15 protein-coding genes are annotated in these 14,629 nt (G+C 37.1%); 8 read left to right on the top strand and 7 right to left on the bottom strand.

The annotated features are described in order from the left end of the window. Positions 1-108: 108 nt before the first annotated feature. The 4 genes from BM143_RS16795 to tilS all read right to left on the bottom strand — a co-directional run bounded on the left by BM143_RS16795 (position 109) and on the right by tilS (position 5,915). Positions 109-633 (bottom strand): biopolymer transporter ExbD, encoded by a 525-nt coding sequence (locus BM143_RS16795; RefSeq protein ID WP_090025699.1) that lies wholly within the window; start codon positions 631-633, stop codon positions 109-111. A gap of 196 nt (positions 634-829) precedes the next feature. Next, on the bottom strand, positions 830-2,380 hold the full coding sequence (locus tag BM143_RS16790; RefSeq protein WP_090025697.1) for a T9SS type A sorting domain-containing protein: 1,551 nt from the start codon (positions 2,378-2,380) through the stop codon (positions 830-832). 152 nt (positions 2,381-2,532) lie between these two features. Continuing rightward, positions 2,533-4,599, bottom strand: a complete 2,067-nt coding sequence (locus BM143_RS16785) for a protein-disulfide reductase DsbD family protein (protein ID WP_090025695.1) — start codon at positions 4,597-4,599, stop codon at positions 2,533-2,535. Next, a complete protein-coding gene (gene tilS, locus BM143_RS16780; RefSeq protein WP_090025693.1) occupies positions 4,596-5,915 on the bottom strand; it encodes a tRNA lysidine(34) synthetase TilS in 1,320 nt (439 codons plus the stop codon). Before tilS ends, BM143_RS16785 begins: the two co-directional genes overlap by 4 nt. Positions 5,916-6,005: 90 nt before the next feature. Here tilS and BM143_RS16775 point away from each other — a divergent pair, with 90 nt between their 5' ends. The 7 genes from BM143_RS16775 (at position 6,006) to BM143_RS16750 (ending at position 11,234) form a co-directional block, all read left to right on the top strand. Next, positions 6,006-6,839, top strand: coding sequence for an OmpA family protein (locus BM143_RS16775; RefSeq protein ID WP_090025691.1), 834 nt, complete (start codon positions 6,006-6,008; stop codon positions 6,837-6,839). A 607-nt stretch (positions 6,840-7,446) separates the two neighbouring features. Further along, complete coding sequence (locus BM143_RS24350; protein ID WP_449384778.1) at positions 7,447-7,599, top strand: CCPGW family putative bacteriocin; 153 nt, start codon at positions 7,447-7,449, stop codon at positions 7,597-7,599. Between the two features lie 126 nt (positions 7,600-7,725). Beyond that, positions 7,726-8,373, top strand: coding sequence for an O-methyltransferase (locus BM143_RS16770; RefSeq protein WP_090025689.1), 648 nt, complete (start codon positions 7,726-7,728; stop codon positions 8,371-8,373). Positions 8,374-8,456: 83 nt separating this feature from the next. Further along, positions 8,457-9,173 carry a C40 family peptidase gene (locus BM143_RS16765; RefSeq protein WP_090025688.1) on the top strand — a complete coding sequence of 239 codons (717 nt, stop codon included), beginning with the start codon at positions 8,457-8,459 and terminating at the stop codon, positions 9,171-9,173. A 17-nt stretch (positions 9,174-9,190) separates the two neighbouring features. Further along, positions 9,191-9,658 carry a DUF1648 domain-containing protein gene (locus tag BM143_RS16760; RefSeq protein ID WP_090025687.1) on the top strand — a complete coding sequence of 156 codons (468 nt, stop codon included), beginning with the start codon at positions 9,191-9,193 and terminating at the stop codon, positions 9,656-9,658. Beyond that, the gene (locus tag BM143_RS16755; RefSeq protein WP_090025686.1) at positions 9,655-9,999 is read left to right on the top strand and encodes a cupin domain-containing protein; all 345 of its coding nucleotides are present in this window, start codon (positions 9,655-9,657) and stop codon (positions 9,997-9,999) included. Before BM143_RS16760 ends, BM143_RS16755 begins: the two co-directional genes overlap by 4 nt. A 5-nt stretch (positions 10,000-10,004) precedes the next feature. Further along, complete coding sequence (locus tag BM143_RS16750) at positions 10,005-11,234, top strand: 3-deoxy-D-manno-octulosonic acid transferase (protein ID WP_090025684.1); 1,230 nt, start codon at positions 10,005-10,007, stop codon at positions 11,232-11,234. Positions 11,235-11,487: 253 nt separating this feature from the next. Here BM143_RS16750 and BM143_RS16745 read toward each other — a convergent pair whose 3' ends face one another. Genes BM143_RS16745 through BM143_RS16735 form a run of 3 tightly spaced genes read right to left on the bottom strand, consistent with a single transcriptional unit; the run spans position 11,488 to position 13,869 of the window. Continuing rightward, entirely contained in the window at positions 11,488-12,114 is a 627-nt protein-coding gene (locus tag BM143_RS16745) for a deoxyuridine 5'-triphosphate nucleotidohydrolase (protein ID WP_090025682.1), read from the bottom strand. Beyond that, entirely contained in the window at positions 12,114-12,869 is a 756-nt protein-coding gene (locus BM143_RS16740) for a glycosyltransferase family 2 protein (protein ID WP_090025834.1), read from the bottom strand. The genes BM143_RS16745 and BM143_RS16740 overlap by 1 nt, the downstream gene beginning before the upstream one ends. Positions 12,870-12,891: 22 nt before the next feature. Next, positions 12,892-13,869: an acyltransferase family protein gene (locus tag BM143_RS16735; RefSeq protein ID WP_090025680.1), complete on the bottom strand. Its 978-nt coding sequence runs from the start codon at positions 13,867-13,869 to the stop codon at positions 12,892-12,894. Positions 13,870-14,067: 198 nt separating this feature from the next. On the opposite strand from BM143_RS16735, the gene BM143_RS16730 reads away from it, so the two are divergent. Next, positions 14,068-14,541: a lipocalin-like domain-containing protein gene (locus BM143_RS16730; RefSeq protein WP_090025678.1), complete on the top strand. Its 474-nt coding sequence runs from the start codon at positions 14,068-14,070 to the stop codon at positions 14,539-14,541. Positions 14,542-14,629: the final 88 nt, after the last annotated feature.

The raw sequence follows: 14,629 nt of genomic DNA, 5'->3' as shown, positions 1-14,629 counted from the left end.
TTAAATTTTATAACAGTTAAAAATATTTCAGCAAACAATGTCAGTCTGAAATCTATTGTATCTTCAAATGTAAATAAAAAAAGAGCATTCTGAAAATGCTCTTCTGTCTTATTGGGTTAATTCGGTATACACTTTCTTTTCCCAAGGCTTTATATCAGTGATGCCGTATCTTTCTTTTTTAGAGATCGCGATATTGTCGAGAATATCTACAAAGTTCTTATAGTTGGCTTCATCTGTTGGTTTTACAATCACTGTGAAAATTTCTGGTTTCGGGGCGTTTTTGTAAGCTTCAGAAATAATCTTAGAGATTTTCACCCCACTGAAATCTGTTTCTTTTAGGTTTCCGGAATTTAAATCTATCGCATTGCTCTGATGATAAAACACCCTGTTGTCTTTCCCAAGAATAAAGGTAACCTGGTTTTTGTCTTTGATTACTTCATCATTAATAACGGAGGGATTAGGGTCTTTTGCAGGTAGTCCCAGATCCATTACATTAGGTTTTGTAAAATTGGTAGTGAACATAAAGAAGGTGATCAGTAAAAATCCCAGATCTACCATTGGGGTCATATCCACGCGGATTAATTTTTTCTTTTGCTTGCCGCCCTGCTTTTCTTGTGCAATTACTTCAGCCATAATTCATAATTTTAAATGTTAAACGGTACTTGATGAAGCGTCTAGAATTCATCGTGATTCGAGGGAACCGATGCAAAGTCTGTACCTAAATTTCTTAAATGATATAAAAAATCTAAAATCAATTATAATTTAACATTAAATTTTCTTACAACTGTTTAAATTCATAAATTTTTATGATACTTTATGGATTTGTTTGTTATTTCCTGATCATCAGTTTCTCCGATAAAACAATTTTTCCATGATGCTGAACCTGAATGAGATACACGCCATTGTTGAATTGAGAAACAGGGATGCTGATCTTTTTCTCTTTGTATTTTTGGGTGAAAAGATTTCTTCCGGACATGTCGGTAATATGTACAACCGTTTCTGCGGGAAGATGATCCAGATGAATCATATCTTTTGCCGGATTGGGATAGATAATGGGCTTATTAATAAGTTGAGTTTCTCCAGTGTTTAATTGGGTGGAACTTAATTTGACGATCCAGGCGTCATTGTTTCCGTGGTAACCCGTAATGTTTCCGTCTGCAGAAAAAATCATACCTGCGATTATATATCCGCCATCCGCTGTCTGCTGAATGGAATAGGCTTCATCAAAATCACTTCCACCCAATGGTTTCTGCCATTGTATGTTTCCTGTGTTATCTAATTTTACGATCCAGCAATCGAAACTTCCATGATTTCCTGTAATATGACCATCTAAAGAACCAGTTGCCCCGGCGACGATATATCCTCCGTCAGAAGTTTGTTGGGTAGAATAGGGGTGATCTTCACCGCTGCCCCCAAAATATTTTTGCCATAATGTATTTCCATTAGAATCTAATTTTGCCACACAATAATTAGATGTTCCAAACATGAGCGGTATTTCAGAGTTTGTAGAATTAGACATGCCGGCAACAATATATCCTCCATCTGATGTTTGTTGGATAGACTGTGCAGTATCAGCAAGATTACCCATCAATGATTTCTCCCATTGTATCGTTCCTGAAGCATCTAATTTTACGATCCAAAAATCTCCGTTTCCATAATTTACACTCATGTCTCCATTAGTAGAACTACCTGTGCCTGCCATAATATATCCTCCGTCAGAAGTCTGTTGGATTGAATTTGCTCCTTCATAAGAAGTTCCGCCCAGTGACTTCTGCCATTGCATAGTTCCTGAGGCGTCTAATTTTACAATCCAGTAATCGGAAATTCCATGATTTCCTACGACATCTCCGTTGGTAGAATAAGATTCACCGGCAACGATATAGCCGCCGTCGGTAGTTTGCCGGATACAATTGGCCACATCCTGATTACTTCCACCTAATGATTTTTGCCATTGCAGAGTTCCTGAAGCATCTAATTTCACGATCCAGTAATCAAAATTTCCATGATTTCCTGTCACATCTCCGTCGTTAGAAGTAGATTCTCCCGCAATAATATATCCTCCGTCAGAGGTTTGCTGAATAAAATTGGCGTTGTCATCAGTACTTCCACCCAGTGATTTTTGCCATTGTATCGTTCCTGAGGCATCAAGTTTTACAATCCAGTAATCAGAACCTCCATGATTTCCCGTCACATCTCCGTCGGTAGAATTAGATAATCCGGCAACAATATAACCTCCATCTGAGGTTTGCTGGACAGATTTTGCATACTCTCCCTGGCTTCCACCCAGTGATTTCTGCCACTGTATAGCAGGGGAGGTCTGTGCCGGCAGAAAGGAATAAATAATAAGAGAAAATAAAAAAGTAAATTTAAAATATTTCATATGTAATTGTAATTGAGTGACTCAGGGTGTAATTTAATAAAAAAAATAAATTATTCTCAAATCAATTAGTAAGTGTAGATATTCTTCTAATAAGTGTACAAAAAAGCCTTACCAAAATAAATTGATAAGGCTTTATGATATTTAGATTAATCTTACTTCGTTGTTTTGTAGTAATTAACTCCGCACTCTAAGAATTTTTTAAAATCCTCTTTCGGCATATATCCGGAAACCGGTGTGTTGATCACTTTTCCGTCCGGTGTTATCAGAACGTAGTGCGGCTGGGAATTGTTGTTGAAATTCACCTGCTGGAATAAGCTCCATCGGTCACCAATTGTTTTTACTTTTTTGATCTGTCCGTCACCAAGATCGATTTTGGTTTTCTGATCTTCCGGAAGTTCTTCCTTATCATCAACATATAACGAGGCCAGTACTACATCATTCTGAAGGATCGGTAAGATATCCGGTTCGCTCCAGACGAATTCCTCCATCTTCCTACAGTTTTCACAGCCGTAGCCGGTAAAGTCGATGAGGATTGGTTTGTTTTCCTTTTTAGCAAGTTCAATGGCTTTAAAGAAATCATGTTCAGGATGCATTCCGAGGATGCCGTCTTTCTCATCGTGGAAATAGCTGACGTTCAGCGGAGGTAAAATACCACTTAGCATCTGAAGTTTTGGACGCTCTGCTGGAATTAATCCCTGGATCAGATAAATCACAAAACCGATTCCCAATGCTCCCAATATCTTTCTTGTAATAGAAATCTTAGGTTTTTTATCATCGTGCGGGAATCTTATAATTCCGAATAAATATAAAGCCAGTCCCAATGCAATTACGATCCAGATAGCAATGAAAAGTTCTCTTTTTAATAGGAATGTTTTAGATACCAGGTCAGCCTTAGATAAGAATTTTAAAGCTAAAGCCAGTTCTACAAATCCAAGAACCACTTTCACAGTATTCATCCATCCTCCTGATTTTGGAAGACTCTTTAAAGCCTGCGGGAATAAAGCCAGCAAACCGAATACGATAGCCCACGCCAGTCCAAACCCTGCCAAAGCAAAGGTAAGCAGCATCGGAACATTGGAAGATCCTGTTACCGCACTTCCTAATAAACCGCCCAAAATAGGACCGGTACATGAGAAAGAAACAATAACCAGCGTTAATGCCATGAAGAAAATACCCACAAGTCCGCCAGCCTCTTCAGCTTTTGAAGATTTGTTGGCGATAGAACTTGGCAGCGTAATGTCATAGTATCCGAAGAAACTTCCTGCAAAGAAAATAAATATGATAAAGAAGGCGATATTCAGCCAGACACTGGTAGAAATTTCATTGAAAATATTCCCTGCAATCCCGTCAATCAGGTGGAATGGAACACTTAATAATACGAAAATTAAAAGAATGAAAAATCCATAGATCAGTGCATCTCTTTTACCTTTTGCTTTGTTGCTGCTTCCTTTTGTAAAGAAAGAAACCGTAAGCGGAATCATCGGGAAAACGCACGGCGTCAGTAAGGCAATTAAACCTCCTGCAAATCCTAAGAATAAATATGTCCAGTAATTTTCGTCAACTTTTGTAGAAGCAGTTCCACAATCCGTTAAAGGTTTCTGGAAATCAATGGTCGCTATTTTTAGCTGCTTAGGATCTAATTGTGAGGTTTGCGTAACGGTTACTTCTCCTTTTGCAGGAGTTGCAACGACAGTTTCTATCGTTTTCGCTGAATCTTTTGCGGTCTCGGTTTTTTCCTCTGCTGTTTCTTCAACAGCTCCTTTCGGGGTTACTTTTTGGTTGAATTCTAATGTATTCGGCGCAAGACACACTCTGTCGTCACACGTCTGATACGTAATTTCAGAAGTTACATCACCCGGTTTTGTTGGGTCTTTTAATTTGAATTTCTGTTTGAAACCGGCCGAGTTGGAATAAAAAACAATTGTTCCGCCAAAAGCTTCCGAAAATTCCTCATGCTTTTTACCAACCTCGGTAAATTTTCCGATCAGCTCAATATTCTTCCCTGAAACTTTATATTCAGTAGGGATTCCTGTATCTTCCGGAAGGTCTTTGGAATAAATATGCCAGCCGCTTTCCATCGTAGCATTCAGAACAGCTTCATATTGATTGTTCCCCAAATCGTTGATGGTGAACTTAAATTTTACAGGATTCTTGATCTGTGCATTAATTCCTGCCGCTAAAAAGAGCAGCACTACTAAAAACCAGTTTCTAAATTTCATTTTTTCTTTTCATTAAAAATTTTGAGAATACTTTTCGTTTTCTCATCCTTTGCGTATCGTCTGTCCTGCCTTAGGGGAATAATTCCAAGCACGGAATTGTTGCCATCACACAGGATCCAAATTTTTTGCCTCGCTAAAATAGATAATTTTTCGTCCCTAAAAAATTTAGAAACTTTCTTTTTCCCTGAAAAACCTGCAGGATAAAACTCATCTCCATCCTGTTGTTTTCTTAAACGCAGTGGAAGTTGTAGTTTCCCGGTATCAAAATCCCATTCAAAACAGTTATTGATTCCTTCAATGTTTTCAATGGTGTCATCAAGGCTGATGTGAGTTTCATTTTCAGAGAGACTCAGGTTTTCAGCCAGAAGAATTTCTTCTTTCTCTTCTTTTGAATCAGATTTCTTAGCTAAAATTAATTCATTTCTGTTGATAATCAATACATAATCGCTGGAAAAAAAAGTGCTCCCACTTTGAGCTGAGAAGATTTTTTTAATCTCTTCTTCCTTTTTAAAACCGTATTTTTTTAGAATTTCAAATTTTACAAAATCACTTTCATTATTCAGCTTTTCTTTTGATATAATTTTTTCTTTTAAGTTAAAGGTAGAAATGCTGTTTTCTATTTCTTCAATCTGCTTTTGAACAAAATTTTTGGTTTGATTTAAGTAATCGGAACTCCTTTTGAAATTGTCGAGAAAATGGTCATTCGTTTCTAAAAGCCTGGGAACGATTTCGTTTCTGATTTTGTTCCTTAAATAATCACTCTTTTTATTGGAAAGATCTTCCCGGAAATCAATCCCGTTTTCCTCAGCATATTCATAAATTTCTTTTTTTGAAAAATTAAGAAGCGGACGAAGCGTATGATTGCTGTCTGCAGGAATTCCACTCAGTCCGTCGATTCCTGAAGCTTTCGATAGATTAATGATAAAAGTCTCCAGCTGGTCGTTCAGATGATGGGCAGTTACCAGAAATTCCAGCTCTTCCTGATTCTGAATTTCCCTGAAAAAACGGTAACGAAGTTCTCTGGCCCAAAGCTGAATAGAATTTTCCGGTTTTTTATCTTTTTCCGAAACCTCATACAGGTGAAACGGAATATGATTTTTCTCACAAAAATCCTGAACCGTTTTCTGATCCAGATCCGAATCTTCACCACGGAGTTTATAATTAATGTGGGCAATCTGATAAACTAGCCCCAAACTCTGAAAAAGAGAGGCCAGAACCATAGAATCAGCACCGCCGCTCACTGCCAGAAGATAGCGGTGATTTTCCGGGTTCCGGACAAGGTTTTCAAGCTGGTTTTTAAAACTGATTTTTTCCAAAACGTTTGCTGAGAATTTCGTTCGTACAAAGATAATGCATATAGTTCAATTGAATTTTCCTAACTTTGATTCGTCTAAAAATGATTACGTATGAAGATTTTTAAAATTTTAGCAGTTTCTGCAATGGCGTTGGGATTGACCTCTTGTGTCTCCAAAAAGCAGTACGATGCGTTAAGTTCAAACTATAAGCAGTGTATTGAAAATATTGGAGAAAGACAAAGAGAGATCCAGGATTTAAAGTCTCAGAATTCTGCATTGTCAGGGGAAAATAATCTTTTAAAAAGCCAGCATGATGCTTTGAAATCATCTTTGGATGCCTGTCTTTCAAATACGGGTAAAAGCTCAGCGAATATTGATAAACTGGTTGGAGAAATCAATGCTTCCAATTCTTATATCAAGCAGCTGATTTCAAACAATGCGAAAAACGACAGCCTGAATATGGCATTGTCTAACAAGCTTAAAAGATCTCTTGATAATGTAGCGGATGATGATGTACAGGTAAAAGTATTGAAAGGAGTGGTAATGATCTCTCTTTCTGATAAAATGCTTTACAAGACAGGAGATTACAACATTCAGCCTACAGCTCAGGAAGTATTGGGTAAAGTAGCTAAAGTGATCAATGATTACGATAAATATTCTGTCCTGATTGAAGGAAATACAGATAACGCACCTTTAAATTCTCCTAACTTACCGAGAGACAACTGGGATCTTTCTGCATTGAGAGGTACAGCGATTGCGAAGGTTCTTCAGACACAGTTCGGTGTAGATCCTGCAAGAATCACAGCAGGTGGACGTTCTGAATACAATCCTAAAGCAACGAATATGAGTGTTTCCGGAAGAGCAGACAACAGAAGAACAGAAATCATCATTATGCCTAAGCTGGATGAGTTCATGAAATTAATGGATATTGCTCCTAAAAAGTAATTCAAACCTCACATACCCATAAAAATAAATCCCGAAGCAATTCGGGATTTATTTTTTTAATCAAATTAATTCTTCTTTTTTCAATAATGAAATAATCCGTTGAAAAAATGAATTGGATATTTGTGTCTTAGTTTTTTTGGACGAAGAATCCGCTCTGCCTATTGGCCCAGCGGTCTTCTGATTCTCAGTGTTATTTAGTTTTTCCCCTGCATTCATTTCCTTTTTTTCTTAGTGTTTTTACCCCTTGTTCTCTGCAAATGTATAACTATGTTTGATGCAAACATATCCGTATTTTCCCGGTATTTTACATCGTGGTTTTCCCGGAATAATGAATTGAGGTTCAATTGGTGCTTACTTTTGCGAGGAAAAAAGGTCCGGAAATTACTGATTTTAACCGTGTCAAGGTTCGAAACCTTGACACGGTGAGCAGGGCTGCTAAAAAAAACTCATGTCCCGAACTCAAGTTAATTTGATAAAGTAATCAGTAGTTTGTATTAATTCTATTATTTATTTTAAAAGAATGCTTATATTTAAATCTCTATAAAGAGAAATAATAGAGATATCCGAAAATCTTAAAGAGTAGGAAATTAATACTAAACTAAAAAATATGAAAAATTTAAAAAAAATGTCAAGAGAACAAATGAAAGAAGTACAGGGAGCAATTAGAGATTGTAACCCACAGATTATTTGTCGTGTAACCAGAGACTGTTGCCCGGGTTGGGTATGTGGTAGACCGGGTCAGTATTGTATAGCTTTGTAATAGAGCAGCAGATATAACTGAAAAAGGAGGGGAATTCATTTCTCTCCTTTCTTATGAGATGCTGATAGAACGAAGGAACTCAAAAAGAAATTTTAAAATGATTAAATTTGTTTAAATTAAAATTTTATGAGCTTTTTTGAAGAAAAGAATCCTGAAATGGACAGGTATCTGGAAACGCATGCTTCCTCAGAGCCTGAAATTCTGAGAAAACTAAGAAGAGAGACTTATCAGAAAACTACGCAGCCGCATATGATATCCGGATATCAGCAGGGAAGGCTTTTGACGATTGTTTCCCAAATGATTCAGCCTAAAAATGTACTTGAAATAGGAACTTTTACTGGATATGCGACTCTTTGTCTGACGGCAGGACTGGCCAAAGACGGGAAAATAACTACGCTGGACGTTAATGAAGATCTTGCTTACCTTCCTAAAAAATATTTTGCAGAAAGTGAATTCGCGGGACAGATTGATTTTAAACTTCAGGACGCTAAGGAATTTTTGAGAGAAACCGATCAGACTTTTGATCTTATCTTTATAGATGCCGACAAAGAGAATTATGCAGAATATTTCAGATTGATTAAGCCCAGAACAAAATCCGGTTCCGTGGTGATGTTTGATAATGTTTTATGGTACGGCAAAGTACTGGAAGAAAATCCAAAACAAAGATCCACCCAGATCATCAAAGAACTGAATGATTTGATCGCAAAAGACGATGATTTTGAAAATCTTATTTTACCTTTGCGTGATGGAGTGAATTTTCTGAGAAGAAAGTAAGACACAAGATACAAGACAACAGATATCAGACGAACTTCAGTAAATCTGATATCTGTTGTCTGAAATCTATCATCTAAAAAATTATGAATAAAGGAATTTGTAACGTTACAGTAGCACCGGTCCGCGCAGAAGGTTCTGACAAAGCGGAAATTGTTACGGAAATATTGTTTGGAGAAAGCGCTGATATTTTGGAAGTGAATAAAAACTGGACCAAAATAAAGATGCATTATGACGGATATGAAGGATGGATGGACACCAAACAGCTGAGATCTGTAACAGACGAGGATTTGGCCAAAAGAAAAGTAACCGTAGTGACTGAGGATTTTTCTTCAGTACTGATGAAAGACGGAAAAACCCTTCTTTCAATGGGATCTGAGGTGGAATTTCCGGTAGTGGCTTCAAGAAGAAGTCATGATCTCCGTGAAAGTATTGCTTTGGCGGCAAAGGAATTCCTTAATGTGCCCTATCTGTGGGGTGGCAAAAGCTTTTTTGCGGTAGACTGTTCCGGTTTTACACAACTCGTTTATAAAATTCATGATATAAAATTACCCAGAGATACGTATCAGCAGGCAGAAGTTGGTGTACCTTTGACTTTTGTGGAAGAGAGCCAGCCGGGAGATTTAGCTTTCTTTGAGAATCCGGAAGGAAAAATTATTCACGTAGGCATTATGCTGGATAACCAAAAGATTATTCATGCCTCTGGAAAAGTAAGGATAGATATTCTTGATTCTACGGGGATCTTTAACAAAGAAATGAATAAACATACGCATAAGCTGAGAGTGATTAAAAACATGCTCTAGCCTTAAATACGGTCGGAATGGAGAATATTATTTTTACAGCCTTTGATATTTTTAATTTCGGATTACTGGTTTTTTTCTGGTGGTTTACCCTGAAACATTACAAAACCCTTCCTAAAAGAATTCCTGTCCATTTCGATTTTGACGGAAAGGCAGATAACTTCGGGAGCAAAATATATTCTTTTTTTACCCCGGTTATCGGAACCGTGTTATTTTGTCTTTTTGCCTATGCATTGAGGCATCCCGAAACCGCTAATTTTCCTGTAGAAATCACAGATCAGAATAGAGATGCTCAGTTTCTGATCATGGAAACTTTTCTGAGATGCCTGTTCGTACTGATCATGCTGATTTTTATGAACGGTCAGGATTATATGTTCCGATATTCTTTTGATGAAAATGTGAAGCCTAGAATTCCGTTATCTACGGCTATTTTATCGGTGATCGGAAGTCTGATCGTGGTATTCATTCTTGTAGCTATATTCAAATGATACAATCTAAAGAAAATTCAACACATTATACCTGGGGAAACGGCTGTGACAGCTGGGTTCTGAATGATTCCAACAACCTTTCCGTAAAACAGGAAAAAATGCCTTCAGGAACTGCTGAAAAACTGCATTTTCATGCAAGGGCAGAACAGGTTTTTTATATTTTAAAAGGAGAAGCGGTATTTGATATTAATGATGAAAAGTTTTCTGTGAAGGCGGGAGAAAGTATTTCCATTCAGCCTCAATCAAAACACTATATTTCCAATGAATCTCAGGACGATCTGGAATTTCTTGTGATTTCCAGCCCCTCTACCTATAACGACCGAATTGAAATTGAAAAATAATTAAGATGTCATTCCTATACAACATATTTGTCAGTCTTCTCATTTTTGGAATGAAAGTTTTCTCTTTGTTTAATGATAAAACTAAAAAAGGAGTTGAAGGAAGAAAACAGTCTTTAGATCTGGTAAAAGCGGTATTTTTACCTTCTGATAAGGTAATCTGGATGCACGCGGCAAGCCTCGGTGAATATGAGCAGGGACTTCCTGTTTTGGAAAAGCTGAAAGAAAAATTCCCGACTCATAAGATTCTTGTAACTTTCTTTTCCCCTTCAGGTTATGAAAATGTGGTGAAAAAGAAACATATCGCTGATGTGATCTGCTACCTGCCCTTCGACAAAAAGACCACCATAAAAGAATTTATATCTCAGTTTGATCCCGAATTGTTTTTCACTGTTAAATATGATTACTGGTATCATCTACTGGCTGAGCTTAAACAGCGTGGCACTAAGATCTATGTGATCTCTGCTTTGTTCTATGAAAGACAGGCGTTTTTTACTTCCTACGGCAAATGGTTTGTCAAACAGCTCAAAAAAAATGTAGACTGGTTTTTTCACCAAACGGAATTTTCTTTTGCATTGGCCAAAAGTATCGGTCTCAGTAATTCATCGGTAACAGGAGATACTAGATTCGATAGGGTAAAGCAGCTGAGAGTACGCGACAATCATGTAGATTTTATTTCTGAATTTATAGGAGATCATCAGGCGATCGTTTTCGGAAGTTCGTGGCAGGCAGAAGAGAAAATAGCGGCCACTATTTCTAAAATGAATGCGGATTTAAAATTAATCATTGCCCCTCATGATCTGAAAAGGGTAGATCATTTAAAAAATATTTTCCCTGATGCATTAGTCTATAGTGCCATAAATAAAAGTGAACTTCCAGTTTCTGAATATCAGGTTTTAATCATCGACAGCATCGGTCTGTTGTCAAAACTTTATTCATACGCAGATGTAGCTGTAGTAGGAGGCGGTTTTCATGATGCCGGGCTCCACAATATTCTGGAAGCAGCAACATTCGGTGTACCTGTGATCTTTGGAAATCATTACAGAAAAAATCCTGAAGCAGACGACCTGATTGCAGCAGAAGGCGGAAAGTCTTTTACCGAGGAATACGCGGCGGCAGATTTTGTGTTGTTTCTCTTTAATAATGAGGAAGAGCTACAGGGAATGTCAGACAATGCCCGAAAGTTCGTTGATGGCAAGCCTGATGCGACTCAACTTATTCTTCAGAAAATATCTTAAGTCTGAGAGTTTTGAGAAGTTATGAGTTTTAAATTATAAGTTATGAGATTCGGGTTGCGGGTAAGAGGGTTTCACATTTCACTTGCGCAACAAAATTGACGATTGACATTCTTAACCCAAGAAAAGTCTAGTATCTGCTATCTATTTCAAACTTCACATTTCACTTGCGCAGCAAAATTGACCATTGACATTCCTAACCCAAGAAAAGTCTAGTATCTGATGTCTGATGTCTGAAATCTGTTATCTTAAATCTCTATCTCAAAAACCCCTGACTTTTCGTATCCTTCATGATTTGGTCTATGTCGTCCGGAATATTTTCAGATTCAAGCCAGTTGAGGTCTAAACCATTATTGATACAGAGTTTCTGCAGATAATGATTTTCAGAAATTTTCTGGTGAGTGTCTCTTAAAAGTTCATCGATTTCCATCCAATAATCTTCATCCAGTTTTTTCGTTAAAACCAAAGCTTTGAATACTTTATTGATAATGTAAATATAGAGCTTGTAAACGTTGTCAAACCTTTGTCTGCTCAGGTCTTCGTTTGAATCCAGAATTCTATTGACCAGTAAAATATTCAGGGAAACTTCCCCGAATTTATCTGTAGTTATTTTAACATGCTCGGTAATATCTGCGCTCACGGTTCGGACGGTGCTCATGAAATACTTGGCATTTCCTACATATTTAGATGCGAGAAGAAGTTTTTCGGCAACATTTTCTTCCATGGCATTTCTCTTATCATCCGTAGTTTCCTGATCAATCAGCTCGAAATACAGTTTTTTAGACAAAAGTTTGTCCTTTTTCAGTAATCTGAAAATAAGACGGTCTTTTTCTACATTGGAAAAAGCACTCAAAGCTGCTTTAAACTCTTTGGAGTACTCCATTAATTGAATATTTTAGAATATTTCAGAAATCCGTTAACCGCCCAATTGGCTGTGTAATAAAGCGATTTTACAGTAGAAAATCCCATAAAGTCTTTATAAACCAGATACTGATCTTTGATGATGTTTTTTTTCTTTCGGGAAACACTGTTCTCACGCATCCTGTACTTGGCTAATGTCTTATTGATGGGCATTCCTTGTGGGATTACTTTTAAAAGATTCAACCACATCACATGGTCTTCACGTTTGCTTTTTACCGGGAATAAAAATTTCCCAACTCTTTTGGTGTCGTACATCGTAGAAACCGGTGCCAGTCTGCAGGTTTTCAGAAGATTGGAAAAAGTGACTACTTTATCGGCTAAGAAATCCTTTAAAACAGGCTGTAGTTGCTCATTGCATCTTGAATAGTTACAGTAAACCAGTTCTGCATTGTTTTCTTGCATATAATCGGTCATGGTTTCCAGATATTCGGGATACCAGAAATCATCGGAATCCAGAAAGGCGATGTATCGTCCTGTAGCTCTCTCCAGACTGTTGTTTCTGGCATTTCCTGCGCCACCGTTTTTCTCAAGGACGTGCAATTTTATCCGGGGATCATTGTATTTTTTTATAATATCTACGGTATTGTCTTTGGAAAGATCGTCTGTGATCAGCCATTCCCAGTTTTCGTAGGTTTGATTTAAAACAGACTGTATCGTTTCTTCGATAAATTCAGCAGAATTGTAACAGGGAGTGATGATGGAGACCAGGTCTTTCATTTGCGTATTTACTGGGGTAAAATTATAAAAATTTTTTCTCATAAAGATGCCACGACGCAATTCCTACACCAATCACCACAAGCATACATATGAAACTCATGAAAAAAGGATTGTAATTAGCAAATAGTCCAAGCGTAGCAAATACCCTGATAATAGGGAAGTGGAAGATATAAATACCATAAGTGAAATCTCCGTATTTTCCGAAATTATTCAGAAACTTCAATGAATAGGCGATATACAGTACGATAATGCTGATCATGATGGGTGAGAATAATTTGATATGCAGAATCAGATCAATCCAAACTGTAATGATGGCAATAATGAACAGTGTGTTTTTATATTTGATAAACTGATCAAAATGAAAGTAGATTAACATCCCTCCAATGAAATAACAAAGTGAGCCCGGCAACTGTCTGGAAACAGCAGACTTTCCAATCATGTCAAAATAATTAAGAAACACCAGAGAAAGGAAGTACAGAATGATCAGGCTGATATTCCTGTATTTATTGTTTTTTCCGAATAATAAAAAGATCAGTGGAACCGCAAAATAAAAACACATTTCAATCTTAAGGGTCCATAGTGCACCATTGACCGCTTCGTTTCCGAATACTCCGGGAAGGGAAGGAGCCATAAAGTTCATGAAGATAGAGTTCCAGAAGAAATATTTATAAACCTGTACATTTCCAAAATAGTCAGAGAAAGAAAGTGTACTTACCAGACTCAGAAGTACAGTGCAGAGAAATACAACCAGTAGATAAGCGGGAACAATTCTATTGATTCTTTTCTTGATATAGCTTTTCAGGCTGGAAGATCTTTCATAGCTCCTAGCAATAAGGAATCCACTGACAATAAAAAATGCAAAGACGGCAACCTCTACGGGGCTATGCGTTAAAAAATCAAGTTGGCTAGAGTCAGTTAAAGCTCCCAAATGCCCTACAAAGACGATGAAAGCGAGGAGAACGCGGATGAAGTCAAAATTATTTTTCGTTATACTCTGCATTTTTGTTTTCTTTCTGCAAAAATAGTTTTTTTAATAAAAAGCGGAGGGTATCTCAGATTCAATATTTGTTAAATAACGCCTATTATGAGGGCTAATGTTCTAAAATTTTTAGAAATATGGAATATTGAAATAATTTTTCACAAAAAATAGTGTTATAAATCAAAAAAATTATAATTTTAGCCCTTGAAAATTTTATATATGAAGAAATTAGCATTACTATTTGCAGGTTTATCATTATTTTTAGCTACGGGATGTAATGATGATGGCGACACCACGATGGAATATCCTCTTGTAGGCGTTTGGCAGCCGCTTAAAGAAGTGGTGACCACCGTTGAAACAGGAGAAGATCCGGTTTCAGATCTTATTACCTATACCGACTGTCAGAAAGAATCAAGATGGAGGTTCAATACTGAAGCATCCGGAAAAAGAACGGACTGGGATTTTATTGGTACCACGCCGCAGTGTGCTATTCAGGCAGACAGAAATTTCACTTACACATATGATAAAAGCTCAAAAACAGTAGTGATCAAATATCAGGGGACAGTAGAACCTTCCAATGCCAAAGTGGTTACCCTCAATGACGTGACCCTAAACCTTTCGGTAAGAGAAGAGACTCAGGATCCGACTGTATATAAAACAAGAACCTATACGTTCAAGAGAATTCCTCAATAATATACATTCCATACCAAATACAGATCTCATCTCCGGATGAGATTTTTTTGTTGAAGGGCATTTCCGAATTAATTAAAATTAAAATTCC

It is taken from the genome of Chryseobacterium oleae (assembly GCF_900115055.1).
Lineage (GTDB): Bacteria > Bacteroidota > Bacteroidia > Flavobacteriales > Weeksellaceae > Chryseobacterium > Chryseobacterium oleae.
The sequence above is the reverse complement of the archived record's forward strand: the minus strand, read 5'-3'. Positions and strand labels throughout refer to the sequence as shown.